At 62.4% G+C, this 25,115-nt stretch carries 18 protein-coding genes; 12 read left to right on the top strand and 6 right to left on the bottom strand.

Annotated elements, in window-relative coordinates; translation table 11 throughout:
• Positions 1–7 precede the first annotated feature (7 nt).
• Genes IVB18_RS13795 through IVB18_RS13785 form a run of 3 tightly spaced genes read right to left on the bottom strand, consistent with a single transcriptional unit; the run spans position 8 to position 3,066 of the window.
• A complete protein-coding gene (locus tag IVB18_RS13795; protein ID WP_247989635.1) occupies positions 8–994 on the bottom strand; it encodes an aldo/keto reductase in 987 nt (328 codons plus the stop codon).
• 50 nt (positions 995–1,044) lie between these two features.
• Positions 1,045–1,812, bottom strand: a complete 768-nt coding sequence (locus IVB18_RS13790; protein WP_247989634.1) for an SDR family NAD(P)-dependent oxidoreductase — start codon at positions 1,810–1,812, stop codon at positions 1,045–1,047.
• A gap of 27 nt (positions 1,813–1,839) precedes the next feature.
• Positions 1,840–3,066, bottom strand: coding sequence for an MFS transporter (locus tag IVB18_RS13785; RefSeq protein WP_247991633.1), 1,227 nt, complete (start codon positions 3,064–3,066; stop codon positions 1,840–1,842).
• Positions 3,067–3,243: 177 nt separating this feature from the next.
• On the opposite strand from IVB18_RS13785, the gene IVB18_RS13780 reads away from it, so the two are divergent.
• From IVB18_RS13780 to IVB18_RS13750, 7 genes are all read left to right on the top strand, one after another.
• Complete coding sequence (locus IVB18_RS13780) at positions 3,244–4,137, top strand: LysR family transcriptional regulator (protein ID WP_247989633.1); 894 nt, start codon at positions 3,244–3,246, stop codon at positions 4,135–4,137.
• Positions 4,138–4,303: 166 nt separating this feature from the next.
• Positions 4,304–4,750 (top strand): (2Fe-2S)-binding protein, encoded by a 447-nt coding sequence (locus IVB18_RS13775; protein WP_247989632.1) that lies wholly within the window; start codon positions 4,304–4,306, stop codon positions 4,748–4,750.
• A gap of 9 nt (positions 4,751–4,759) precedes the next feature.
• Entirely contained in the window at positions 4,760–7,000 is a 2,241-nt protein-coding gene (locus IVB18_RS13770; RefSeq protein ID WP_247989631.1) for a xanthine dehydrogenase family protein molybdopterin-binding subunit, read from the top strand.
• A 67-nt stretch (positions 7,001–7,067) separates the two neighbouring features.
• Positions 7,068–7,961, top strand: coding sequence for a LysR family transcriptional regulator (locus IVB18_RS13765; protein WP_247989630.1), 894 nt, complete (start codon positions 7,068–7,070; stop codon positions 7,959–7,961).
• Positions 7,962–8,469: 508 nt separating this feature from the next.
• Positions 8,470–10,251, top strand: coding sequence for a Rieske (2Fe-2S) protein (locus tag IVB18_RS13760; RefSeq protein ID WP_247989629.1), 1,782 nt, complete (start codon positions 8,470–8,472; stop codon positions 10,249–10,251).
• Positions 10,252–11,123: 872 nt separating this feature from the next.
• Entirely contained in the window at positions 11,124–14,435 is a 3,312-nt protein-coding gene (locus IVB18_RS13755) for an adenylate/guanylate cyclase domain-containing protein (protein WP_247989628.1), read from the top strand.
• 23 nt (positions 14,436–14,458) lie between these two features.
• On the top strand, positions 14,459–15,262 hold the full coding sequence (locus IVB18_RS13750; RefSeq protein WP_247989627.1) for a glucose 1-dehydrogenase: 804 nt from the start codon (positions 14,459–14,461) through the stop codon (positions 15,260–15,262).
• 554 nt (positions 15,263–15,816) lie between these two features.
• On the opposite strand, the gene IVB18_RS13745 is transcribed toward IVB18_RS13750, so the two are convergent.
• Complete coding sequence (locus tag IVB18_RS13745) at positions 15,817–16,032, bottom strand: hypothetical protein (protein WP_247989626.1); 216 nt, start codon at positions 16,030–16,032, stop codon at positions 15,817–15,819.
• 514 nt (positions 16,033–16,546) lie between these two features.
• Between IVB18_RS13745 and IVB18_RS13740 the strand changes: the two genes are divergently transcribed.
• Both IVB18_RS13740 and IVB18_RS13735 read left to right on the top strand, forming a co-directional pair.
• Entirely contained in the window at positions 16,547–16,771 is a 225-nt protein-coding gene (locus tag IVB18_RS13740) for a hypothetical protein (RefSeq protein ID WP_247989625.1), read from the top strand.
• A 1,452-nt stretch (positions 16,772–18,223) separates the two neighbouring features.
• The gene (locus IVB18_RS13735) at positions 18,224–19,984 is read left to right on the top strand and encodes a hypothetical protein (RefSeq protein WP_247989624.1); all 1,761 of its coding nucleotides are present in this window, start codon (positions 18,224–18,226) and stop codon (positions 19,982–19,984) included.
• 245 nt (positions 19,985–20,229) lie between these two features.
• Here IVB18_RS13735 and hemA read toward each other — a convergent pair whose 3' ends face one another.
• Together hemA and IVB18_RS13725 are read right to left on the bottom strand one after the other, a co-directional pair.
• Positions 20,230–21,567 (bottom strand): 5-aminolevulinate synthase, encoded by a 1,338-nt coding sequence (gene hemA / locus IVB18_RS13730; protein WP_247989623.1) that lies wholly within the window; start codon positions 21,565–21,567, stop codon positions 20,230–20,232.
• Between the two features lie 64 nt (positions 21,568–21,631).
• Positions 21,632–22,273: an SCO family protein gene (locus IVB18_RS13725; RefSeq protein WP_247989622.1), complete on the bottom strand. Its 642-nt coding sequence runs from the start codon at positions 22,271–22,273 to the stop codon at positions 21,632–21,634.
• A gap of 257 nt (positions 22,274–22,530) precedes the next feature.
• Between IVB18_RS13725 and IVB18_RS13720 the strand changes: the two genes are divergently transcribed.
• The 3 genes from IVB18_RS13720 to IVB18_RS13710 all read left to right on the top strand — a co-directional run bounded on the left by IVB18_RS13720 (position 22,531) and on the right by IVB18_RS13710 (position 25,025).
• A complete protein-coding gene (locus IVB18_RS13720; RefSeq protein WP_247989621.1) occupies positions 22,531–23,289 on the top strand; it encodes a carboxypeptidase regulatory-like domain-containing protein in 759 nt (252 codons plus the stop codon).
• 138 nt (positions 23,290–23,427) lie between these two features.
• Positions 23,428–24,558, top strand: a complete 1,131-nt coding sequence (locus tag IVB18_RS13715) for a metallophosphoesterase (RefSeq protein ID WP_247989620.1) — start codon at positions 23,428–23,430, stop codon at positions 24,556–24,558.
• Positions 24,559–24,563: 5 nt separating this feature from the next.
• Entirely contained in the window at positions 24,564–25,025 is a 462-nt protein-coding gene (locus IVB18_RS13710) for a hypothetical protein (protein WP_247989619.1), read from the top strand.
• Positions 25,026–25,115 lie beyond the last annotated feature (90 nt).

Raw genomic sequence — 25,115 nt, 5'->3', positions numbered from 1 at the left:
TCCGGCTCTACCAGGCATAGGCGACCGGTGCCTCTCCACCGGGCCCCGGCCAGATCTCGTCCAACTTCGCCATCGTCTCGCGTGAAAGAATCAGCGACGGCGCCTTCAGGTTCTGGTGCAGTTGCTCGACGGTGCGAGGCCCGCTGATCGCGGCGGTGACGACCAGATTGTGGAGCAACCAAGCGAGCGCGACGTCGGAGGGCGCTTCGCCCAACTGGTCGCACAGCGCTTCGTAGGCCTGCAGTTGCGGACGCAGCCTATCGATCTGCACCTGAAGCTGCGGCGTCGCCCGGCGTCCTTCGGCGATCTTCCGCAGCACGCCTCCGAGCAGGCCCATGCCGATCGGGCTCCACGGAATGAGGCCGACGCCGAAGTGACGCAGCGCCGGTATCACTTCCAGCTCGATCGTGCGCTGTGTCAGGTTATAAAGGCTCTGTTCCGATGCCAGCCCGAGCAGGTTGCGTGAGGCGGCCGTGCATTGCGCGGTGGCGATGTCCCAGGCAGCGAAGTTGCTGCTGCCGACATAAGTGATCTTTCCTTCTCGGATCAGTTGCTCCATCGCCTGCCGGACCTCCGCCCAGGGCGTCGAGCGATCGACGTGGTGCCTTTGATAGAGGTCGATATGGTCGGTCTTGAGCCGACGCAGGCTGGCCTCGCAGGCGCGACGTATATGATAGGCGGATAGCCTGCGATCGTTGGGTCCGGTCTCCATCGGCTGGTACACTTTGGTCGCCAGGACGATTCGGTCGCGACGTCCGCCCTGCGCCAACCAGTTGCCGATAATCTCCTCGGATTTGCCGAACCCCTTCTCCATGTCGAGCGATTGCGGACCGCCATAGACGTCGGCCGCATCGAAGAAGTTGATGCCGCCGTCCAAGGCCTCGTCCATGATCGAGAAGCTGGTTTTCTCGTCGGTCAGCTCCCCGAAGTTCATGGTGCCTAGCGCCAGACGGCTGACCTTCAGGCCGGTTCGGCCAAGATGCGTATAGTCCATCGAAATGTCTCCTTTGATTCCAACCGATCGGGGCGTTTGGGTAGCTCCCTTCAGGGAAGTGCCACGCCGGTGAGTTCTTGAAGGCGGGCGACCAGCTTGTCCTGAAAGGACGCGTCCATCGCTTCGGCCGCGGGCTGCTGCGGCCTCAGGTGGTGCCAATAGCGGCCGCTGACCGTGGCTGCGGCGTCCGTACTGACGGTCAGCCAGCTCTGCGTGCGCTGTCCCGTATCGACGTCGACCGGAGCGCTCGCACCTCCCATCCGGGTGCGCACCCAGCCGGGATCGACCGCGTGGCTGAGGACTTGTGGCCAGCGCCGGGCAAGGAAGAAGGCCAGTGCCACGACGTGCAGCTTGCTTTCGGCATAGGCTCGCGCCGGATCCCAGGTGCGCTGCGTCCAGTCGAGATCGTGGAGGGAGCCTTCGCCACCACGGTGAAGACCGCTGTTGAGATAAACCAGACGGTCGGGGCGCTCGATCAAAGCCGTCAGCATAAACGGCGCCAGCGTGTTCACCGCCAAGATGCCCGCATGCCCTTCGGGCGTCGTGCCGCGGTCGGGCGCCGTGTAGATGCCGGCATTGTGGATGACCGCATCCATGCGGCCGATCGTGTTGACCTGATCGGCGACGTGGCGAGTCTCGGCAGCACTGCGCAGATCGCCAACCGCGATCCCGGCGACTTGGGGCACAAAGTCCGCAAGAGCCGCCGCGCGTTCGTTCGATCGAGCATGCAGGACGATCTCGTGGCCGCCGTCTAGAAGCGACCTTGCCGCCGCCCGACCGAGGCCGTCGCTGCTGCCGGTGATGAAGATGCGCGCCATCGATCCCGCCTGTTCGTCGTTCGGTTCCTACGACTGGGCGGCACCGCCATTGCCCTGCTCTTTCCGCGCAGCACTTTCCGCGCGGGCGTCGAATGCGCCGAACAGTGCGGAGGCGCCGAGAAGGCCTGCGCTGGCGAGGAACGTCGTTCGATACCCAGCGGCGTCGAACAAGAAACCGCCGCCTGCGGCTCCAAGCGTGATCGCCATTTGAACAACCGCGACCAAGAGCCCTCCGGCAGCCTCGGCGTCGTTCGGGAACCGATGAGCAACCCAGGTCCACCAGGCGACCGGCGCGCCCGTTCCGATCATGCCCCAGAGAGTGACCAAGAACGCCGTCGGCGCAGCGAGCGTTCCTACTGCGACCAGCCCACATGCGAGAGCCGCGAGCACCAGCGGCGCGAGTATCAACGTCATCGAGAGGCTGCTCGCGACCATCCGGCCGATCAGCCAAGTTCCGACTACGCCGGCGACGCCCATGCCGAGCAGCACCAGCGAGAGCACGGACACTTCAAGACGAGTGACGCTCTCCAAGAAGGGGCGCAGGTACGTGAACAACGCGAATTGCCCCGCGAACAGCAGCGCGACTGCGATCATGCCCAGGCGGGAACTCGGACGGCGTAGGACACCCAACGCGCTGGGCTGACGCTTGGCGCGATCGGACTGCATGGAGGGCAGCGTCAGCCATTGCCACGCGAAGGTGATCGCGGCAAGCGGCACAACCAAAAAGAACGCGCCGCGCCAGCCGATGTACTGGCCAAGGAAGCTGCCCAGCGGCGCGGCAATGGTGGTCGCAAGCGCGTTGCCGCCGTTCAGCATGGCGAGCGCGCGGGGCACCTGCTTTTCCGGGACCAGCCGCATCACGGTTGCCGCCGACATCGACCAAAAGCCGCCGATGACAACGCCGAGCAGGGCGCGGCCCGCCATGAGCGCGACGAAATTGGGCGCGAAGGCGACCAGCAGGCCTGACAACAGCATGAGAAGGGTCAGTCCAAGCAGCACTGAGCGGCGATCGATCCCACGGGTGATCGTTGCGATAAATAGGCTGGTCAGCACAGCAAACAAGCCGGAAACCGAGATCGCCTGGCCCGCAGCACCTTCGGTCAGATGGAGGTCGGAAGCGATCGGGGTCAGGATGCTGACCGGCATGAATTCCGACGCGATCAGCGTCGAGACGCATAGGCTTAGCGCAAGTACGGCGCTCCAGCCGGATTGCGCTGCGCCGCGCTCGAGCGCGGGGACGGGATGTTCAAAGATCGTTTGCTCTGCCACGCGGCCGCTCCGTTGAAAGCTCGCTCTCCAATTGCAGTCCCCTCTCGATCACTGCCTACCCCTGATCGAGGCCCTCAACCCCCACCGTGGTCCTGATTTAACGCGCGCATCTGCAGCGACTAGCCGCTATAATCGGCATGGACTTATAAATAGGTTTGATAAATGCAGAGCGGAAAGCTTGACGACCTCCTGGCCTTCGTGGCGGTCGCGCGGGAGCGCAGTTTCACGGGCGCAGCGGCCAAGCTCGGCGTGTCACAGTCGGCGCTGAGCTACACGATCCGCGAGCTCGAGGCGCGTCTCGGCGTACGGCTGCTGACGCGCACAACGCGCAGCGTCGCGCCGACGGAGGCCGGCCAACGGCTGCTTCGGATCGCAGCACCACGGCTCGAGGAGATCGAATCCGAGCTTGCGGCCATACGGGAGCTTCGCGACAAGCCGGCCGGCACGATCCGGATCACAGCCACCGAATATGCCGCAGATGCGATTCTGCTGCCGAAGCTTGCAAAGCTGCTGCCGAACTATCCCGACATCAAGGTCGAGATCGTCATCGATTACGCGCTGACAGATATCGTCGCTCAAGGCTTTGACGCCGGCGTGAGAAGCGGTGAACAGGTGGAAAAGGACATGATCGCGGTGCGCATTGCGCCGGACATGCGCATCGCCGTTGTCGGGGCTCCCTCCTACTTCAAGAATCGGCAGGCACCAAAGAGACCGCAAGACTTGATCGGCCACAATTGCATTACGCTGCGCCTGCCAACCCATGGCGGGCTCTATGCCTGGGAGTTTGAGAAAGGCGGTCGCGAACTGAAGGTGCGCGTCGAAGGCCAGCTCACCTACAATACAACGTCGCAAATCTTGAATGCTGCGCTCGCGGGAATGGGCCTTGCCTATGTCCCTGAAGGGTGGGCGCAGCCTTATCTGGCTAAGGGCCGCCTCAAGCGGGTTCTCGAGGATTGGTGCCTGCCCTACTCGGGCTATCATCTCTACTACCCGAGCCGCCGACAACAGTCGGCAGCATTTGCCTTAATGGTGGATGCGCTGCGCTACCGCGGCTGATAGCAGCTCGGCCGATTGATCAAACCGGCTCATAAGTTCATGCGAACCCGGCCATCTAATTCGGGGCTGACGCTCGGGTTAGATGTTGCTCCTCATCGCACGCCTAGTCCTGCGCTACAGGCCCGCAAGCGTCGCGACCTCAAGGGACAATCTGAGGAGCAGTTTCATGGAAGTGACCATCAACGGCAAAACCCACCAGGTCAAGATGGAGGCCGATACGCCACTCTTGTGGGTGATCCGCGACGAGCTTGGCATGACTGGCACGAAATATGGCTGCGGCATTGCCCAGTGCGGCGCCTGCACGGTGCTGATCGATGGTCAGGCCATCCGGTCCTGCGTCACGCCCGTCGGCAGCGCTGCGGGCCAATCCATCACCACGATCGAGGCCATCGCTGACGATGCGGTCGGCCGCCGCGTGGTGGACGCGTGGGTTGCCAACCAGGTACCGCAATGCGGCTATTGCCAATCCGGCCAGGTGATGGCTGCCACCGCTCTCCTGAAGCAGAACCCCAAACCCAACGACCAGGACGTCGCGGCCGCCATGGTCAATCTGTGCCGCTGCGGCACCTACAACGCCATCTCCGCCGCGGTCCGGCAGGTTGCACAGGGTTAAGGGGCCGCCATGAACAGTATGAATCATGATTTCCCTCCCGTCGCCGATTTGCCTGAAGGCCGACCAGTGAACCTGTCACGGCGCGGCTTTCTCGGTGCTTCCTTCGGCGCGCTGGTGCTTGGCGTGACGCTGCACGGCACCAAGGCGCTTGGGCAGAACGGTGCTGCGGCGGTAAAGGGGGCTCCGCGTGTGTCCGCCTTCCTGGAGATCCGCGCCGACAGCACCGTGTTGCTGCGCAGTCCCTTCGTCGAGGGCGGCCAGGGTGTCTCGACGGCGTTGGCGCAAATCGTCGGCGAGGAGCTCGATGCCGATCCGGTCCGCTTCACCGTGGAATGCGCGCCGCCCGGCGCCGATTATCTGCTGGTGAACGGCAACCGCTTCACCGGCGGAAGTTACTCGGTGCGATCGAGCTATGAGGTGATGCGCCGCGTCGGCGCCTCGGCGCGCCAAATGCTGCTGCAGGCTGCCGCCGCGCGTCTCCGCGTGCCACTCGCGAGCCTCTCCACCGAGCCGGGACGCGTGCGCCACACCGCTTCGAACCGCACAATCGAATACGGCGCGCTCGCTGCGGAAGCCGCCAAATTGCCCGTGCCGGAAAATGTGACGCTTCGAGCGGACAAGGATTTCCGCTGGATCGGCAAGCCAGTCGCTCGCCTCGACGTGCGCGATAAGTCGACCGGCAAGTCCACCTACGGCATCGACCTGAAGGTCGACGGCATGATGCAAGCGGCGGTTCAGCACGCGCCGCGCCTCGGTCTTGAACCCGCGACCTTCGCCAATGAAGCCGAGGTGAAGGCGATGCCGGGGGTGCACTCCATTCATCGCTTGCCCGGTGCGGTCGCCGTGGTCGCCGAGCGCTGGTGGCATGCCCGGCGCGCCGTCGAGACACTCCAGGTGACCTGGAAGGAGGCGACGTCGAGCACTCAGCGGTCGATGCCCGCGGACTTCTCGTCAGAGGGACGAAAGGCCCTGCTCGCGGCGACTCCAGGGCCCGGTATTTCCGCGGAGACGGCAGGGGATGCGTCCGCGGCACTTGGCAGCGCCGCGCGGGTGGTCTCGGCCACTTACGACGCGCCTTATCTGGCGCACGGCCAATTGGAGCCGCCCTCGGCGCTCGCACGCTGGAACGACGACGGCACGCTCGATCTCTGGTTACCCAACCAGGCACCCGAGATGTTCCAGACTGCCGCCGCGAAGGTTGCCGGTATCGCGCCCGAGAAGGTCAAGATCCATTCGCCGGTGCTCGGCGGCTTCTTCGGCCGGCATTTCCTGTACGAGACGGCCAATCCATTCCCGCAGGCCATTCTGCTGTCGAAGGCTATTGGGCGACCGGTCAAGCTGATTTGGAGCCGTGAGGAGGAGTTTTTGCGCGACGCGCTGCGTCCAATGGGCTTTGTGCGTTTCCGAGGCGCCCTTGATGCGAACGGGCTGCCGGCAGCCCTCGAAGCAGAGGCAGTCGGCGAAGGGCCGGTCGGCCGCTGGTTCGGTCGCAAGCCCGACACGGCGGATCGTTCGGCGGTCGAGGGCATCGCCGGCAAGCCCTATGCGATACCAAACCGCCGCATCGCTCAAGTCGTCGTCGATGACCCAGCCGTTCTCGGTTTCTGGCGCTCGGTCGGCCACTCCATGAACGACTTCTTCTACGAGACGTTCTTCGACGAGCTGGCCGATGCAGGTCAGCAGGACCCGTATCAGATGCGACTGCGCCTGCTCGCGGAGAAGCCGCGCCACAAGCGGCTACTTGAAGCCGTCGGCGAACTCTCGGGCGGCTGGAAGCGCGGTCCCTTCACGGCGACCGATGGCAGCAAACGCGCGCGGGGCGTCGCCATGGCGTCGCCCTTCGGCAGCGAGGTCGCGACCATCGCCGAGGTTTCGCTCAAGAACGGCGCGATCACCGTGCATGATGTCTGGGTGGCCATCGATCCCGGCCGGATCGTCAATCCCGCGATCATCGAGGCGCAGGTCAATTCCGCCGTCGCGCTCGGCCTGTCATCGGCACTCCTGGAGCAGGTGGTCTATGACAAAGGTGTCCCGCAGGCGCGCAACTTCGATGGCTATCCCATTCTTCCGCCGGAGCGGATGCCGCGTGTGCATGTGCGTATCGTCGAGAGCGGCGCTCCGATGGGCGGCATCGGCGAACCCGGTTTGCCCGGCGTGCCGCCTGCGGTGGCGAATGCGATCGCCGCACTGACCGGCCAGCGCGTGCGAAACCTGCCGCTGTCCAAACTCAAGTTCGGCGACATGGGGTAATAAGCGAAGGGGCCCGCGCTGGCCTTCCCGATCCAAACCCGCGCAGAATCACCAGAAGAGACGGCAGATGGAGCGAGGCTACCTGGACGATCTCAGAGCCTTCAAGGCGGTCGGCCGCGAACGCAGTTTCACGAAAGCTGCGGCGAAGCTCGGCGTCTCGCAGTCCGCGCTCAGTCACACGATCCGCGAGCTCGAAGGGCGCTTGGGGGTTCGGCTGCTTACCCGCAACACGAGGGGCGTCAGTCCCACGGAGGCCGGCGCGCGCCTGCTTCGAACTGTCGCTCCCCGGCTCGATGAGTTAGAAGCGGAGCTTGCGACCTTGGGCGAGTTCCAGAATAGACCAGCCGGGACCATCCGGATCACGGCGGGCGACTACCCGGTTCGGTGGATCCTCTGGCCAAAGCTGGCAAAGCTTCTTGCGAAGTATCCGGACATTAAGGTTGAGATCGCGCTGGAAAACAGAAACGTCGACATCGTCGACGAGCGCTACGACGCCGGCGTGCGTCTCGGCGAACAGGTCGCGAAGGATATGATCGCAGTCCGCATCAGCCCCGACGTTCGCTTTGCGGTCGTCGGCTCACCGTCGTACTTCGACAGTCGCTCCGCACCGGTGGTCCCTGGTGATCTGGTCGACCACAAATGCATAAATCTGCGGCTTCCCACCTATGGCGGGCTGTACGCCTGGGAGCTCGAAAAGGAGGGGCACGAAGTGAAGGTGCGCGTGCAAGGCCAACTCGTCTTCAATGGCATCTTCGAGGTGCTCGATGCTGCGGTTGCTGGCTTCGGCCTCGCCTACGTGCCTGAGGACCTCGCGCTGCCTCACATCGCGAAAGGAAATCTCACGAGAGTGCTTGAAGATTGGTGCGTCCCTTGGTCGGGGTATCATCTCTACTACCCGATCAGCCGACAATCATCGGCTGCATTCGACCTGTTGGTCGATGCGCTGCGTCACCGGGCGTAGTCCGGGCGCTTTTCAAAAAGCCGACCCTGTCTCTGCGTGCGCATGAGGCCTCGAATGATCGCACTCGTAAGCGCGATCACCCTCGACCCGGTATTATTGGGTCCACCAGGACCACATCTATTCGGTGAAGAAACTCTCTCCCTACTCAAAGCGGTTGGGCTTGAGGAAGAAAAGGAGAGAAAAACGGCTCCGTTCAGAGCATACGCGATGTTCTTGCGTCCTCCCGATCGCCACACATGGGTTCCGGGGGGTGACTTCGCCTTCGTCGTCCTTCAAGCTTCCGGAAAGGACGTCGAGAGCAGTATGCTCAAGCAGAGGGACGACAGCTCCAGGCGCAAAGCGGAACATGATCGTGGATGCGCTCGAAACCCGATCGGCATATAGCACATTCATCTCTATGCCCGTCTCGCGCAGCCCTAAGCCAGGCATCCTCTCGCCTTTGCGCGAGAGGATGCCTATGTTGCGGAGTACCTGCAGCGCCCCCAAAGCGACAATGGGAGGTATGCTCATGGATGCGCCTAGCAAGGAATTTGCGCTGGCGGGCAGCCTTGAGGAGCTGAAGCTCAAGGGGCGGCTCGTTGTGCACGGTGGCCATCGTCCGATCCTCGTCATCTACGACCGCGGGCGCGTCTTCGCCCTCGACAATCGGTGCCCGCACATGGGCTTCCCGCTCGAGCGCGGCAGCGTCGAGGACGGCATCTTGACCTGTCACTGGCACCACGCTCGCTTCGATCTCGAAAGCGGCTGCACCTTCGACCTGTGGGCGGACGACGTGCCGATCTGTCCGGTCGAGGTGCGCAATGGTGACGTCTGGGTAAAGACCACGTTCACGCATGCCGATTTCGCCGCGCACTGCCATCAGCGGCTTGCGATCGGCCTCGCCCACGACCTCGGCCTCGTCATTGCCAAGGCCCTGCATGGTCAGCTCGCGGCCGGCGTACCGCAGGCCGAAATCGTACGGGAGGTGGCTCTGTTCGGGGCGCAAAATCGAGACGGCTGGGGCGTGGGCCTTACGATCCTTACGGCACTCGCCAATATCCTGCCTGTGCTGCCGGAGGAGGACGCCTATCTCGCTCTATTCCACGGCGCACGCCGCGTGGCGGCGGACTGCGACGGCGAGGCACCGCGGCGGGAACGCGCGCCGCTTGGCAGCCGACCGGATCCGGCCGCGCTCAAACGCTGGCTGCGGCGTTGGACCAACGTGCGCCATCGCGAGGCGGCCGAGCGCACCCTGCTCACGGCGATTGCGGCCGGCTTCTCCCCGGCCGAACTCGCTGATGCCCTGTTCGCCGCCGAGACCGAGCGGGCTTTCGCCGACACCGGGCACTCGCTCGACTTCATCAACAAGGCGTTCGAGTGCCTCGATCTGATCGGCTGGCAACACGCGGCGGCTCTGCTGCCGACTGTCGTCGGTCAGATGGTAGCGGCCCGTGGCGCCGAGGAATCGACGGCCTGGCGCCAGCCCATTGATCTTGTTGTGCTGTGTGAGGAATCAACCAGCGAACTCGCGGACTTGTTCGCTGCCAGACGCGGAGTGCGTGACTGGTCGGCCCACGCCGCACTTGCTCAAGAGCTGCTCGGTGACGATCCGGCCAGGATCGTTGACGCGCTCAAGGAGGCGATCCGCGCCGGTGCCGCTCCAGCTGACCTTGGCCAATCCCTCGCGTACGCGGCCGCGCTCCGGGTGGCGCGCTTCGGCAATGCCAACGAGCATGCCGACTGGGAGACGGCGCATCACGTCTTCACCTACGCCAACGCAGTCCACCAGATGCTGACGCGCATCGGGACGGCCAACCTCGACGCTCACGTCACGGCCGTCCGCGGCGTCTTGCACGGAGCGATGGCGCTCTACCTTGCTCGCTATCTCAATGTGCCGCCGGCGCGCATCCCAGGCGACGGCGGCGAGCAGTTCGATGACCTGCCTGCGGATCCCGAGACGATCGGCGCCGCCTTGCTCGACGCCTTCGACCGGCAGAGACAGGTCGATCTCGCCGCAAGCCTGGTGGCACGGCATCTCACGCTCGGCCATTCGCCGCAGGCGCTGATCGTCACGCTCGCCCATGCGGTGCTGCGCGAAGATGCAGGCTTCCATGCCTATCAGATGCTGGAGGCGGGAGTCCGGCAGTTCGGCGCGTGGGGCGCCACGGACGAGGGCCGGCACATCCTCATCGCGGTTGCCCGCTATCTGGCGGCCCATTCACCGACCGAACGCGCGTCATTGCAGACAGCCGACATCGCCCGCCGCTTGATGCGGGGTGGCGAGTTGCATCAAGAGGTCGGATCGTCCTGACATGAACCTGCGCCGGCGAACCGAGACGCGCTTCCAGGTCAAGGCGCGATGCTTTATCGCCAATCGGACTCATGCAGCAATGAAATCTGTTGTGAAACAGTCGCTAGTCCCCCGTTCACATGCGCGAAGACCCACCGCGTGTACCGATCGCATGGCAAAGAGCCGGGAGAAAACAACCGCTGTTGATTTTGCTGCGCTTCTCTGAGTTTGGCGGAGAAGAAGGGATTGCCGCACAACTTTCAGAAACCCAACAAAATCAGGCACTTGCTGTTCGCCCGAGGACACCGTGTGTACCAATCCTGTGCCCCGAAGTCGACTGGATTTTCACTCCACCCACCGCTTTAGAATGCGTGCAGATTCGACGCGGTGATCTGATGACCCTCTCGCTATATCAGTTTGAGGCAGTGTTCCCTCCGTCTGCCCATCCACCCAACCCACCCGCCCTCCATCCACCGATCCCTCCCTTCGTCACCCTACCCATCCCTAGAACTGATCACCCTCTGCGCTTTGGGCAGAGAACCATTTCAAGCAGCAGTTGGTAATGGATTGGATTAAGATGGCGATAAACTGAGGCTGACGGCGAAGGTCGGTGCGACGCCCTAAAGTGACATCCGCACCGAGTCCGTTTCGTTCTCCTCAACGGACATGCGTTTGGACCGCCGGCACGTCAGTTCGGTGCCAAAAGCAGGTATCCACTAACGGCAATGCGCTTGGTTTCGCTCGAGGCGATGACCCTCGGGTTTCCCCTAGCCACACGATGACTTTGCGACCAGCTTCGCCTTCAGCAGCCGGCTTTCCGCATGGCGCGCTCTTGCACGGCGTGTTAGATTATCAGTTAGAGGAGTCCCCCGTCACCACCGTGGAGGTGGGACATGGACCTCGAGAAGTGGCTGCGCGGCTTAGGACTGCAGCAGTACATTGTGGCGTTTCGCGACAATGGCATCGATGCGGAGGTCCTGCCCGAGCTCACGGACGCCGACCTTGAGAAGCTTGGGGTCGTGCTTGGACATCGCAAGCGACTGCTGAAGGGGATTGCTGCGCTCGTGCAAGCTGCGACAATCGCTCGGACACCGTCGCACGTCGATGGCGCCGAGCGTCGTCAACTGACGGTGATGTTTTGTGATCTGGTCGGCTCGACGGCACTCTCAGCCCGGCTTGATCCGGAGGACATGCGCGAGGTGATCGGGACGTACCAGACGTGCGTCGCCGAGCTGGTAGGGCAACACGAGGGCTTCGTGGCCAAGTATATGGGCGACGGGGTGCTGGTCTACTTCGGCTACCCGCAGGCGCTTGAGAATGACGCCGAGCGCGCCGTGCGGGCTGGTCTCGCGCTGGTCGACGCCGTCGGAAGGCTGCAAACATCCGAGCGGCTGCGGCTCCGCGTCGGTATTGCCACGGGTTTAGTTGTCGTCGGCGATCTCATCGGTTCAGGGGCCGCACAGGAACGCGGGGTCGTTGGGGAAACGCCCAACCTTGCGGCCCGCCTGCAAGGGTTGGCTGAGCCGAATATGGTCCTGATCTCTGCCAGCACGCGCCGGCTTACGGCCGGACTTTTCCACTATGAAGATCTCGGTGCAGTGGAGGCCAAAGGCTTTGCCGAGCCGGTCAGGGCTTGGCGGGTACTGGGCGAGAGTGCCGTTGAAAGCCGCTTCGAGGCACTCCGGTCGGGTGAGGCGCCGCTCATTGGACGCGAGGCGGAGGTCGACTTGCTCTTGCAGCGCTGGGCGCGGGCCAAGGCAGGCCAGGGCCAAGTCGTCCTGCTCTCAGGCGACCCCGGCATCGGGAAGTCTCGCGTCTCGAAGGCGGTGCAAGAGCGGATCGAAAACGAGCCACACGTCCGCTTGCGCTACTTCTGCTCGCCCTATTATCGGGACAGTGCGTTGTACCCTCACGTCGCGCAGCTCGAACGCGCGGCTGGCTTTGAGCGAGAGGACCCGCCGGAGGCAAAGCTCGACAAACTTGAGGCGCTGCTCGCCCCGACGGCATCATCGAACAATGACGTGGCACTGTTCGCCGAACTGCTGTCCCTGCCTTCCGCTGACCGCTACCCGCTGCTGAACTTTAGCCCACAAAGAAAGAGGGAGGAGACGTTCGCCGCACTCCTGCGTCAGCTCGAGTTGCTCTCGCGGCAACAGCCGATATTGATGGTCTATGAGGACGTGCATTGGATCGATCCGACCTCCAGCGAGTTGCTCGACGCTGCGTTGGAGCGGGTCGAACGCTTGCCAGTGCTGCTCCTCGTCACGTGCCGTCCCGAATTCACGCCGTCATGGGCTCAGTACGTCACTGTGATTTCCCTCAGTCGGCTCAATCGTAATGATGGCGCGGCCCTTGTGGCGCAAATTGCGGGTAACAATCCGTTGCCGAGTGACATTTTGGCCGAAATCGTCGAACGGGCGGATGGCGTGCCGCTCTTCGTAGAGGAATTGACAAAGGCGGTGCTGGAGGCAGGCGGTGGCGAGGGTGACTCTCGCTCGTTCCTTGCGAGAACCCATTCAAGTGTTATCGCTGTTCCAGCAACGCTCCATGCCTCTTTGATGGCGCGGCTTGATAATGTCGGCACTGCTGCCAAGGAGATAGCACAGATCGGTGCTGTCATCGGCCGCGAGTTTTCCCAAAAGATTTTGAGCACGGCGGCGCGGTTGGATGCAGCCGAGCTGCACCGCGCGATAAACCGACTTTCCGAGGCGGGGCTGGTATTTCGGCGCGGCACATCGCAAGATCTCGTTTACACATTCAAACATGCGCTCGTCCAGGAGACAGCTTATGGCACACTGTTGCGCGGCAAGCGCCGTGAGCTGCACGCGCGCATCGCGCGGGCGTTGAAAGAGCAGCTTCCAGAGGTAGCGAACGCTCAGCCGGAGCGTCTCGCTCAGCATTGCACGGAAGCGGGTCTCACCGCCGAGGCGGTGCAATATTGGGCGGCGGCGGGACTTCGCGCCCTGGCGCGTTCGGCAAACGCTGAAGCAATCGCGCAGCTGAGCAAGGGCCTCGAACTGCTAGCGAGCCTACCTAATGGTGCCGAGCAGCACCGCCAGGAAGTCGAGTTGCAAGTCGCCCTGGGCGAGGCCCTGATTGCGCGGCACGGCTACTCGGCGCCGGCGACTGGCCGGGCCTATGCGCGCGCACGCGAGCTCAGCCGCGTAGCCGGCGATGACAAGCGGATGCTGCTGATCGGGTACGGGCAATTGGCCTTCCACCTCATACGGAGCGAATTGGGCATGGCCCGCGTGAACGCCGAGGAAATGCTCGCCTTGGCCCGGAGGTTGAACGACCCAGGCAGCTTGGCGATGGGGCATCACATGGTGGGCATGGTGGGCTTCTTTTGCGGCGAGGTGAGCACAGCGCGACCCCATCTGGAACGGGCTGTTGCCTTGAGTCACGACGCTGAGGAGTGCGCTTCCGTCTTCCTGTCCCCAAGGTTTAACCGCGCCTCCGCGTTGAGCTGGCTGTCCCTGGTCCTTTTTATTCTGGGCTACCCGGATCAAGCGCTGGTGCGCAGTAGCGAGGCCGTGGCGGAAGCACGGGGAATGCAACACCTTTCAACACTGGCCTACATTCTAGCAGCCGCGTGCCGGCTCCTGTTCACGTGTAGAAACCCCCACCTCGGTGATCGCGTCGATGAGCTAATGGCCCTGACCGCTGCGCAAGGATTTCCATTCTTCCATGCTATGGGGACCATTTACCGTGGCGGTGTTCGGGCTGACGAAGGCGATGGAGAGGGCGGGACTGAATGCGTGCGCCAAGGCTTGGCGGCCCTAAGCGCTACCGGAGCGAATTATACCCAACCGTTCTTTCGATCGGTGCTGGCCACTGCTCTCTGGAAGGCAAATCGAACACAAGAGGCGCTAATTACTCTGGATGAGGCGCTAGAGCGAGGGAAGACAACCGGCGATCGCTGGTTCGAGGCAGAGCTACATCGGCTCCAGGGCGACCTGTTGGCACGTTGCTCGGATCAATGCCACGCCGAAATCAGTTTTAGTCGAGCCCTCGCGGTTGCGCACGAGCAGGCAGCTAAGATGTGGGAGCTGCGCGCCGCCACCAGCCTAGCGAAGCTCCGGCGCGACCAGGGCAAGTCCAGCGAGTCTCGCCGTCTCCTCGCACCGGTCTACGGCTGGTTCAGCGAAGGGTTCGGGACGTCCGATTTGATCGAAGCTAAGATGCTGCTCGAGGAACTGCGCTGAGCGCGAAATCGGTGGAGGGACAGTTGGGGCGGCTCGACGGTAAGGTTGCGCTGGTCACTGGAGCCGGTCGCGGGATTGGCGCTGCGACGGCCAAGCGGCTGGCTGCGGAAGGGGCGAACGTTATTGTCTCCAACAGGAGACTCGAAACCGCGATTTCCGTGGCAGACTCCATCCGAGCGGCGGGACATGAAGCAACGCCCGTCCGCCACGACGTAACCGCTGAAGACGATTGGCAGGCCGCCGTAGGTCTAGCTGCCACCCGATATGGCGGCCTTGATGTGCTAGTCAACAATGCGGCGATGATGCTGGTGAAACGCACCGAGGACACGACGCTCGAGGAATGGCATGCCATATGCCGGGTCAACCTTGACGGCGTGTTTCTCGGCACGCGGACCGCCCTTCCGGTGATGCGGGAGCGCGCGAAGTATACGCTTCACGGAGGCTCGATCATTAATGTCTCGTCGGTGGGTGGGATTGTGAGCGCAGGAATTGCCTCAGCTTATTCAATGACAAAGGGCGGCGTTCGGCTCTTCACGAAGGGGACGGCCGTTGAGTTCAGTCGCCTCGGCTATCGCCTTAGGGTGAACTCTGTACACCCCGGTGTAATCGAGACCGAGATGGCGCACGAGCTGATCACGGGGGCCGGTCGCGTGCGGCCAGATCTCGATTCGAACAAGGTGGAGGGCCTGCTGATTGCAGCTCATCCGATTGGCCGGTTCGGAACCGTGGAGGAGGTTGCGGCGGCGATCCTGTTTCTCGCGTCAGATGATGCGGCCTTCATCACGGGCTCAGAGTTGATAGTCGATGGAGGTTACACCGCAATTTAATGCCTTTCGGTTTCTCTCAACCTAGCTCCTGGCCGCCTCGCCATATCTGAGCACTCTCGCGCGGCCCGTGAGCCGCCGGTATGCTACCGGTATCCACCCGCACAAAGCACGAAACGCGCCCCCGGTCTCATTTCGACCGACATGGGTGATCATTCGAAAGGGGCGACTGGAAAATTGTCAGCCACTACGTGTCGCCCAAGGTCGCTCCAAAGTAAGCATGTGGCCATGCCCAGAACGTCCGTTCAGGATCAATCTGCGACCAGCGGCATGTCCGCAACGGGTCCGCTTACCGATCAATAGCGAACATTACACTCGCGACTGTGGCGGCGCGGCCTTTTTCTTCTTCTCGGCAGACGCGCTGGTCGCCGCTACCATGGGAACGCTAAGAAATGCTGCAATGCAAACGCCGAGCGGAATCATGATCGTAGCTCCCCGCTCGCCCGCCAGCCTCAACGTGCGAGCACAGAATCGTTCGCCTTCGCATTGATTGTCACTACGACTTTGCGATGCGCTGTGACGGATGCCACCAGAGCTTGCGCTTAAGGGCCGCGGTTTCAGTATTTCTCTTCTTCGACCGTCAGTGGTTTCCAGTGCGTCGGCGGCTCTGGACTGATTACGCGGTTTTCGATGCCCGGGACGCGCGTGTTGGCAGACCAGGACTGACTGCCTTTGTGCCAAAATCCTTCCACATCGATCGACCAGTGGTCATTGTGCAGCAAGACGAACACCCCGTCTCTAGGTGCGGTGCTGATGTCCCGCCATTCGCTCATTGTGTGGGTCCTTCGCTTGATTCCCTTTTAGCTAATGCCTCAAAGCACGGCTTCAAGTCTATCGCGCTCCTCACTTGTGAGCAGTGCCGGCGGCGCCGTCGAATGCCCCACCTCATAAGGCTTGCAACAGGGACAGGACGTTGCTCCTTCACTCCGCCGCATCGATCACGCAGCCCTCGAGCGGCAAGGCGACGCGGCGCCAGACATCTGTAAGCGCCTCGGCCAGTTGATCGATCAAAATATCATCATGATGCGAGCGTCCCCTCAATCACGTCGATGCGCTGCATCACGCCCTCACGCGCCGCAATCCCGGCTCCGGCAGGGCCGTACATGCCGAGGCCGGTGTCGTTCGGGACCACATTCGACACTCCGGGCACGCGGACAGAAATGTCGCTCGATGATCTTACGGATCATCTTGAGCCTCCTATTTGAGCACCGAAAGAATATAATCGGGCCGCAATTTGGTTTGCTCCCGTCGAGCGATGGAGCCAATACCCGCGGCGAGACATGCACCATGAAAAAGCCGAGCAAGACAGCCGCTGAACTTGAAGCCGCTATAAAGGTGGAAATGGAGGATATCTGTGACCGGCCGACCGATATAATGATCTCCGTTCAGGCTGATGGCGATAGTTGGACGGCGAGAGTAGTGCAAGAAGGATCAGTAGACGACGCCGATCGTCGCCAAATGATCGAACAGATCGCTGCGCGGCTCAGAGCTGAATATGATTTGAAGGACTGAGGCTAACTCAGGACCTGGAACATGATCACCGACCCGGTCAGGTGCAACAGTTCCGCAGATACGGCGCGTCACTCTGGCACGTCTGCCTTGATAGCATTCGCGCTGCTGAATGGGCGACGCGGCGGGACCAACTGGCACCCCCGCCTGCACTGACTCGATCAGTCTCACACGGTCGCTCTCCGGCAATGCCGTAATCATCCCGGTGATCGGATTGAAGATTGGCGTCTGCGCCCGCCAGAAATCGTCGAAATTCGAAAAGGTCCGCGTAACGTCGATCGTCGTGGGTCGTGATCTCCTCCAAGCCTTCCCGAGCGAATAACGAATTAAGCGCTTCGAGGCTCGAGTCCCCGGTACCCGGTACTCGTGGCCCCCCGCCGATCTTGCGCATTTGCAGGGCTCAAAAAGGGGCGCCGGGCCGCGGTCTCGTGCGCTTGAGAATTTGATCAGCGCCGGAAGCGAGCGGGACCGATCCTGTCTGGATCGAGTCTGGCCATCACTGCGACTTGGGGCCGCGTTCTCTGCGCGCTGAACCTGAAATGTTCAGGCGCACTTTTGCTCCAATTGCCGCGCTAAATGCCCGTCGTTCTGTCTGAGTAACATTTGTTGTGGAGTGAGGGGCAACGTTTATTGTGGGCCGTCGCAAGGCCGTACGGAAAGATTACTAGCCCAGATCACCCTGGGGCCCAGCTCGGCAGCCGCATACCGGCGGGGAGGGCGCGTGCATCTACCGAAAGCGGAATCGCGGGACGAAACCGGCCGAAGAGTCCGATTCTATGTGGCTCTTGGCTTGGTAACGGCAGCGACGCTGATGCTGCAGATCATCGAGACCAGAATCATTTCCGTTATCTCATGGTACCATCTGGCCTTCTTCGTCATCAGTATTGCCATGTTCGGCCTGACCGCTGGCGCGGTTTTTGTCTATTTGCGCAGGGAGAAGTTCAGACCGGAGCAACTGTCCTACGACCTAGCCGTGGTGGCGCTGGCCTTCGCCTTAACGGCCGATCTTGCCATGCTCGTGCAATTGACGTTGGTGACAGGTGCTTCGCCGTCGCTCACCTCCCTGGTGGCTTGGGCAGAATTCGCGCTCTGTCTCGCCGTTCCATTTTTCTTTTCGGGCGTTGTCGTGAGCCTTGCCCTGACGCGCAGCCCCTATGCAATCGAAAAGGTCTACGGAGCGGATCTGATCGGTGCGGCCGCTGGGTGTATCGGTGTCCTCGTGCTCCTGAATGTGATGAGCGGGCCATCAGCGGTGTTGTGGGTCGGTGCGCTCATCGGGCTCGCGGCACTCGGCTTCGCCGGCTCCGGACTCGGCACCCTGCCCGAAGCCACTTCGCTCGGTCCAAGCTCTTTCGCTACCGCCGAAGCATTGTCACAGGCTGCCTACTCTTTGCGATTGCGAACACGCTCACGACCTATAGCGTTCGACCGACGATCATCAAGAATCACTTGGAAATGCCGGCCGATCTTGCGTACGATCGCTGGGATTCGTTTTCCCGCATCACCGTCAGTCGGAGCGAAACCGTCCCGCCGGCGATGTTCGGCGCCTCGCCGCGCTTGCCGCATTCGACCATTGAGCAGCGGGCGCTGAATATCGACGGCGGCGCCGGCACCGCCCTGTACCGCTTCGATGGAATCCTCGCGAACTTGGGGTTCCTGCGCTATGACGTGACCAACCTTGCCTATGCCATTCCGGACCTGAAAACGGGTGCCGTGATCGGCGTGGGCGGCGGTCGGGACGTCCTGTCGCAACGCCTCTTCGGTCTGAGTGACGTGACGGGCGTCGAGATCAATCCGATCATCATCGACGTCCTGGAGCGCCACTTTTCCGGCTATACGGCGATTGCCACATTGGATGGGGTGAAGTTCGAGGTCGACGAGGCGCGCAGCTGGTTTGCACGCACACCGCGGTCCTTCGATGTCATTCAGATGAGCCTGATCGATACCTGGGCGGCGACGGGCGCCGGCGCCTTCACCCTCACAGAAAATGGTCTCTACACAGTCGAGGCCTGGCAACGCTTTCTCAATCGGCTTAACCCAGGTGGCCTGTTCACGGTGAGCCGCTGGTACGCGCCCGGCGAAGTGAACGAGACCGGGCGATTGGTCAGCCTTGCCGTCGCAACCCTTCTTGCAAGCGGCGCCGCCGAGCCCCGCCGCCACCTGTTCCTCGCCGCAGCGGGGAAGGTAGCGACACTGATCGTGACGAAGTCGCCGCTCTCGCCGGCGGCGCGCAGGGCGCTCGAGGACGCCGCCAATGTCAATGAATTCACGGTGCTGTTAAGCCCGGACACGTCCGCGCCATCGGTCGTGCTCGAGAAGATCATCAGTGCTACGGACCGTCGCATGCTCGACCGGGCGACGACCGGCTTCTATCTCGACCTCACGCCGCCAACCGATGCACGCCCTTTCTTCTTCAACCAGTTACGGTTCGCCACGCTGTTTGACGCGGACGTGTTCTCGCACTTCACTCACACCGGCGTTTTCGCGGGCAACCTGATCGCGACGCTGACCCTTGCCATGCTCGTTTTGATTTCGGTCGCGCTGGTCGCCGCTACGATCATCGTCCCGCTGCAGCCGACGGTCAGAGAAGCCGGCTGGCAGCTGGCCGTGGGCGGCACCGTTTATTTCGTTCTGATCGGGAGCGGGTTCATGATGGTCGAGATCGCTCTCCTGCAGCGAATGAGCGTCTTCCTCGGTCATCCCGTCTACGCGTTGAGTGTCGTTCTGTTCAGCCTGATCCTCTGGGCAGGCTTCGGCAGCCTGGCATCCGAGCGCATGCGCCTTGCCGGAACAGGCAAGCTCTTAGCCTGGAGCGTGGCGAGTGCCGCTTACTTGTTTGCGTTGCCGTTCTGGCTGCCTCCGCTCTTGGTCGATCTTGATGGAGCGGGCCTTCTCGTTCGCGCCGGCCTCTGTGTTCTTGTCCTGGCGCCGGCAGGCTTCCTGATGGGCTTTGGATTTCCCACCGGCATGCGACTGGTCTCTGCAATCAGCGCGGGCCCCACGCCATGGTCCTGGGGCATCAACGGTGCCGCAGGCGTGCTCGCCGCAAGCGTCGCCGTTGCCACCAGCATTGTCTTCAGTATCGATACGACGCTCAGGGTCGGAGCCGCCTGCTACCTCCTGGTCGCCGCTCCCGCAATATTGATGTCCACCGGCGCCCGATCCAGCCACACCGCTCTCCGATCCCCGCACCCGAGCGAGCCCACGAATGTGTAGGATATCGGGCGGCGCGGCGCGACGCTGCAGCTTATGTCGCTGCGCGACGATTCCACGTTCGTCGAAGTGCTTTTCATGAACCGCGCTGCGTGCCTTTGGGGCGACCGCATCGATGTAGATGCGAGTGGCACCATCACGGTACCCCAAGGGCCGGGGCTCGGCTACGAGCCGGACGTTACCGGGTTTCGTGACCGGCCATATTTGGGCTTCTTCAGTAGCAACGTCGTCTTGCGAATTGCCGCGAGTTACGTCGCACGCGACGCGAGGACACGTCCCCGTGGCACACCATGATCTGACTGGGCATGCACTCGATCGCTCGGTCGAGGCAAGGCGGCGTTCAACTCTTTGCAAAGGTGACTCTGCGCGATCGCCTGGTCCTTGCGCGGCAGGGCAAGTCGGTCCCAGACATCGATCAGTGCCTTGGCGAGCGCGTCGATCAGGCCGTCGTCGTGATAGGGCGAAGGCGTGATGCGCAGCCGCTCCATGCCGCGCGGCACGGTCGGGTAGTTGATCGGCTGGATGTAGATTCCGTGCTCGGTGAGCAGAAGGTCGCTCGCCGCCTTGCAGTTCTCCGGATCGCCGACAAGGACCGGCACGATGTGTGTCTCGCTCGGCATGACCGGGAGGCCGGCCGCCGTAAGCACCGCCTTCGTGCGCGCCGCGCGGTCCTGATGCTGCTCACGCTCCCGGCTGGAGGTCTTGAGGTGGCGGATCGCCGCGGTCGCGGCGGCGCAGATCGCCGGCGGAAGGGCTGTGGTGAAAATGAAGCCGGCCGCGTAGGATCGCACAGCATCAACCACTGCGGCTTTGCCCGCAATGTATCCGCCGAGACAGCCGAACGCCTTGGCAAGCGTCCCCTCGATCACGTCGACGCGGTGCGCCGCGTCGTCGCGTTCCGTGATGCCGCCGCCACGTGGGCCGTACATGCCGACCGCATGCACCTCGTCGCAATAGGTCATCGCGCCGTAGCGCTGGGCAAGATCGCAAATGCCGTTGATGGGCGCGACGTCGCCGTCCATCGAATAAAGACTCTCGAACACGATCAGCTTCGGCCGTTCGGGCTCGGCCTGTTTGAGCAGCTCTTCGAGGTGGCCGAGATCGTTATGGCGCCAGATGTGTTTCTCTGACCCCGATTGGCGCACGCCCTCGATCATCGAGTTGTGGTTGAGCGCGTCGGACAGGATCAGGCAGCTCGGCATCAGCTTGCAGATGGTCGAAATTCCGGTCTGGTTCGACACGTAGCCGGAGGTGAACAGGAGCGCCGCGTCTTTGCCGTGGAGGTCGGCCAACTCGCGCTCAAGCTCGACCAGCGGATGATTGGTGCCGGCGATGTTACGGGTGCCGCCCGCCCCAGTACCCATGCGGGTTGCAGTTTCGACCATGGCGCCGATCACCTTCGGGTGTTGTCCCATGCCGAGGTAGTCGTTGGAACACCAAATCACGACGCTGCGCGGGCCGGCAGGCGAGTGCCAGACGGCATGGGGATAGCTTCCGGCGATGCGCTCAAGGTCGGCAAAGACGCGGTAACGCCGTTCGTCCCGTAACCGCGCGAGGGCGTGAAGGAAATAGCCGTCGTAATTCATGAGAGCCCTCCCCGCTGCGACGCTATCAAACGTCCGCGCAACACCCCTTGATCAGGACGCACTCTCATTGCGTCGACCGTCCCTGATGACTTGCATTCTCGCGCGTCTTTGCCATGGCGCTGCGCACGGCCTCGGCGATGCGGTCGCCTGGCGTGTTGGCGTCAAAACCGCGCACGAATCTGCCTTTAGGGTCCATTAGGTAAAGATAGGCGCCGTGGTCCATGACGTAGTCTTCAGCGCCCGGCCCACTCCTACGAGGTGCGTAGTAGACTCCATATTCCTGGGCAACGGCAGCGATCTGCTGCGCCGTGCCTGTGAGCCCGACGATCCTCGGATCAAATGACTGAGTGTAGTTCCCCATGACCGCCGGCGTGTCGCGCAACGGGTCGACTGTGATGAACAGCGGTTGCAGCTTGTCGGCGTCGGGGCCGAGCTTCCCGAGAGCGGCGGCAATCTCGAGGAGCGCCGTCGGGCAGGTATCGGGGCACGAGGTGAAGCCGAAATAAACCAGAAGCCATTTCCCAAGGTAGGCCTGCTCGGTGACCGTCGTGCCCTCAGGTGAGGTGAGCGTAAACGGGCCGCCGATCGTCACGGGCGAATTGGCAGCGCGTACGAGCGGTTGGCTCGACATCAACGAGATCACGAGAGCGATGCCGGAAAGGATCGGCAGCCCGGGAACCGACAGGGATATGAGGCGCCGACACATCGCGTGCCTCCGGATGCGCAAAACGCAGCGATCAATTGCTCCTACGGCCTGCCACAAACGTCCTTTTGTCGCACCATCGCGGGGTGCGGCTGTGGCGTGCAGATATCTCTTCTAAACGATTTTGCCCGCAACGTTTCATAAGCATTGCTTAAAGTCTCGCGAAGGAATTCTGATTTCCTAATCCGTGTAAAATGGCGGTTACATTCCTTTCGAAGAGGTTTCGTGCGGACATCGCAGACATCAACGAGAGCGCCATCATGACCAGCTTAGCCATCAAAAAATCGCCCATCGGGCTGTCGGTGATGGTCATTGCGGCGATGACGACGCCGGCGTACGCGTACGACGCTGGCACGGTCACGGGCGGCGGATCGATCACCGGCAAGGTCGTCTTCAACGGAACCCCCGGCACCCGCAAGGTCATTCCGACCAAGGACATCGAGGTGTGCGGCGGTCCTTACGAGGAGACGCTCATTCAGGTCGGGCCGGACAAGAGCGTGCAGAATGCCGTCGTGTATCTGACCGATATCGCGAAGGGAAAAGCCTGGCCGACGGAAGCCAAGAAGCCGGAAATCAACAACAACAAATGCAAATTCGAACCCAACATTCAGGTGATACGCGTGGGCGGCCTGGACGTCGTCAATAGCGATCCGATGCTCCACAACACGCACGGCTATTACGGTAAGCGCACCGTGTTCAACCTCGCTCTCCCCAATCAGGGTCAGAGAATTCCCGTCGAGTTGCCGCGGCCGGGCGAGGTGCGGATCGATTGTGACGCACATGGCTGGATGGAAGGGTGGGTCTATGTCGTCGACAATCCCTACTATGCCGTCACCGGCGCCGACGGCAAATTCACCATCTCCGACGTTCCGGCCGGAACCTACAAGCTGGTGGCGTACCAACCCCTCACCGGCCCGAACGAGCAGACGGTGCCCGTTGCGGCGGGGAAGTCGAGCGATCTGAATATCGAACTGAAGAAGGGCGCCTCTTCGGCTCAAGGCGGCTCCGGCGCGCGGTAACGGGCTTCTGCGGCTCGACCGGCGACAACCGAGCCGAAGAAAGAAGAAACAAGAATCCGGCGAGGTGGCAAACAGCCGTTCGCCTGAGCGAATGCCTTGTAACGACTAACGACGACACATCCCAAGGAGGAACCCCCCATGTCTGAACTCGACAAAGTTCGACGTGAGATGGCTACGGTACTCCAACAGGTCGGAGTGCGTCCTGACCCTTCGCTGCGGATTACCCGGCGCACCTTCGTTCACAAATCATGTCTGGTCGGGGCGGCGACCGTGGCTGAAACCTTCGCCTGGTGGCCGCTGCTCAACACCCTCGACGTCGCTTATGCCGCCGAGGCGCCCTTCAAGTTTGCCTGGATTTCCGACACCCATCTTTATCCGAAGTCGCTCAATACCCGCTTCGTCGACAAAGTGGTGCGTGCCGCCAAGGAGGTCCAGGCCATGAGTCCGCCGGCCGACTTCCTGATCTTCGGCGGCGACTTGGCCCAGCTTGGCAAGGTCGAGGAACTCGAGCTCGGTGTAGAGATCCTGAAAGAAATTAACATCCGCAAGGTCTTCATTCCGGGCGAGCACGATTGGTACCTCGACATGGGCAAGAAATGGGGCGAGCTGTTCGGTCAGCCCAACTGGACCTTCGATCACAAGGGCGTTCGCTTTGTCGGACTCGACACCGTCAGTCGCGGCCCGGACTATTGGACGGCGAAGAAGATGAGCCCCGAGGAGCGCATGGGTCACATGGCCACGCTTGACGGCACCGTCGCCGGTCCGTGGGCGGGTGTCGGCCGCGACCAGCTCGACTGGCTGGCAGCGACCCTCGCCAACTGGGATCGCAACCGGCCGGTCGTCATCTTCAGCCACAATCCGCTCTACGAGTACTATCCGCCGTGGAACTTCTGGGTGCGTGACTGGCGCGAGGTGAACGAGGTGCTCAAACCCTACACCAAGGTCACCAACATCCACGGTCATGTGCATCAGGTGCTCTACAACGAAATCGGCACCATGCGCTCGATCGGCATGCTGGCGACCTCATGGCCTTGGCCATACGCGCCGGAGGGGGTGCCGAAGCTGACGAAGCCGATGATCCGGGTCGACCCCGGAGATCACTTTGACGGGGTCGGTTGGGAGAAGATCGACGTCAGCGCCCAGGACAAAGTCGACGTCGAATACGTGATGTGGCGCAAGCAGGTGCTTGCGCAGTCTCCAGATGACTATGCGAAGAGCATTCCCGAGGTTTTGCGGCCCCGGGTCGCTGACAGTATGTGGCCATATTAGGAGGGATGGGCATGACCGCGTCGATAACATGCCGTTTCATTCTGTTCCGCGCTGCCCCGGCGGTAGCGCTTGCCGTCCTGGTCGGCCCTGCGGGTGCGCACAAGGATCCGGTGACGCCGCAGCTGCTGAACTCCTACCAGCAAGTGTTCATGGAGCAGGTCCGCAAGGGCGACCTGCTGTTCCACGGTGATGCCGCAACCGAGGAGGCGATGGGTGTCGTGTTGTCCAAGACGGGAATGGCCTGCGCTATGTGCCATCCCATGACGGCCGACACCCACCCCGCCACGTTCCCGAAGTACCAAGCGCAGATGGCCAAGTTCGCGACGCTGCGCGACATGATCAATTGGTGCATCGAGAAGCCCAACCAGGGAGAAAAGATCGCCGATGACTCGGACGCGATGAAGGCCCTGGAAGCGTACATCTATTGGTCGCAGAGCGGCTCGGTGTTGAACCCGGGCAAGTTCTGATTTCGATCCTGCGAAGCGGAGGCTTCGGGCGCGGGTCATTGCTGTCGAAGCTGCGTCTATCCGAGAACAGGAGAGAACGCATTAACAGAC

Origin of the sequence: Bradyrhizobium sp. 186 (assembly GCF_023101685.1) — a bacterium.
Taxonomy (GTDB): Bacteria; Pseudomonadota; Alphaproteobacteria; order Rhizobiales; family Xanthobacteraceae; genus Bradyrhizobium.
This window is presented reverse-complemented; position numbering and strand designations above follow the sequence as displayed.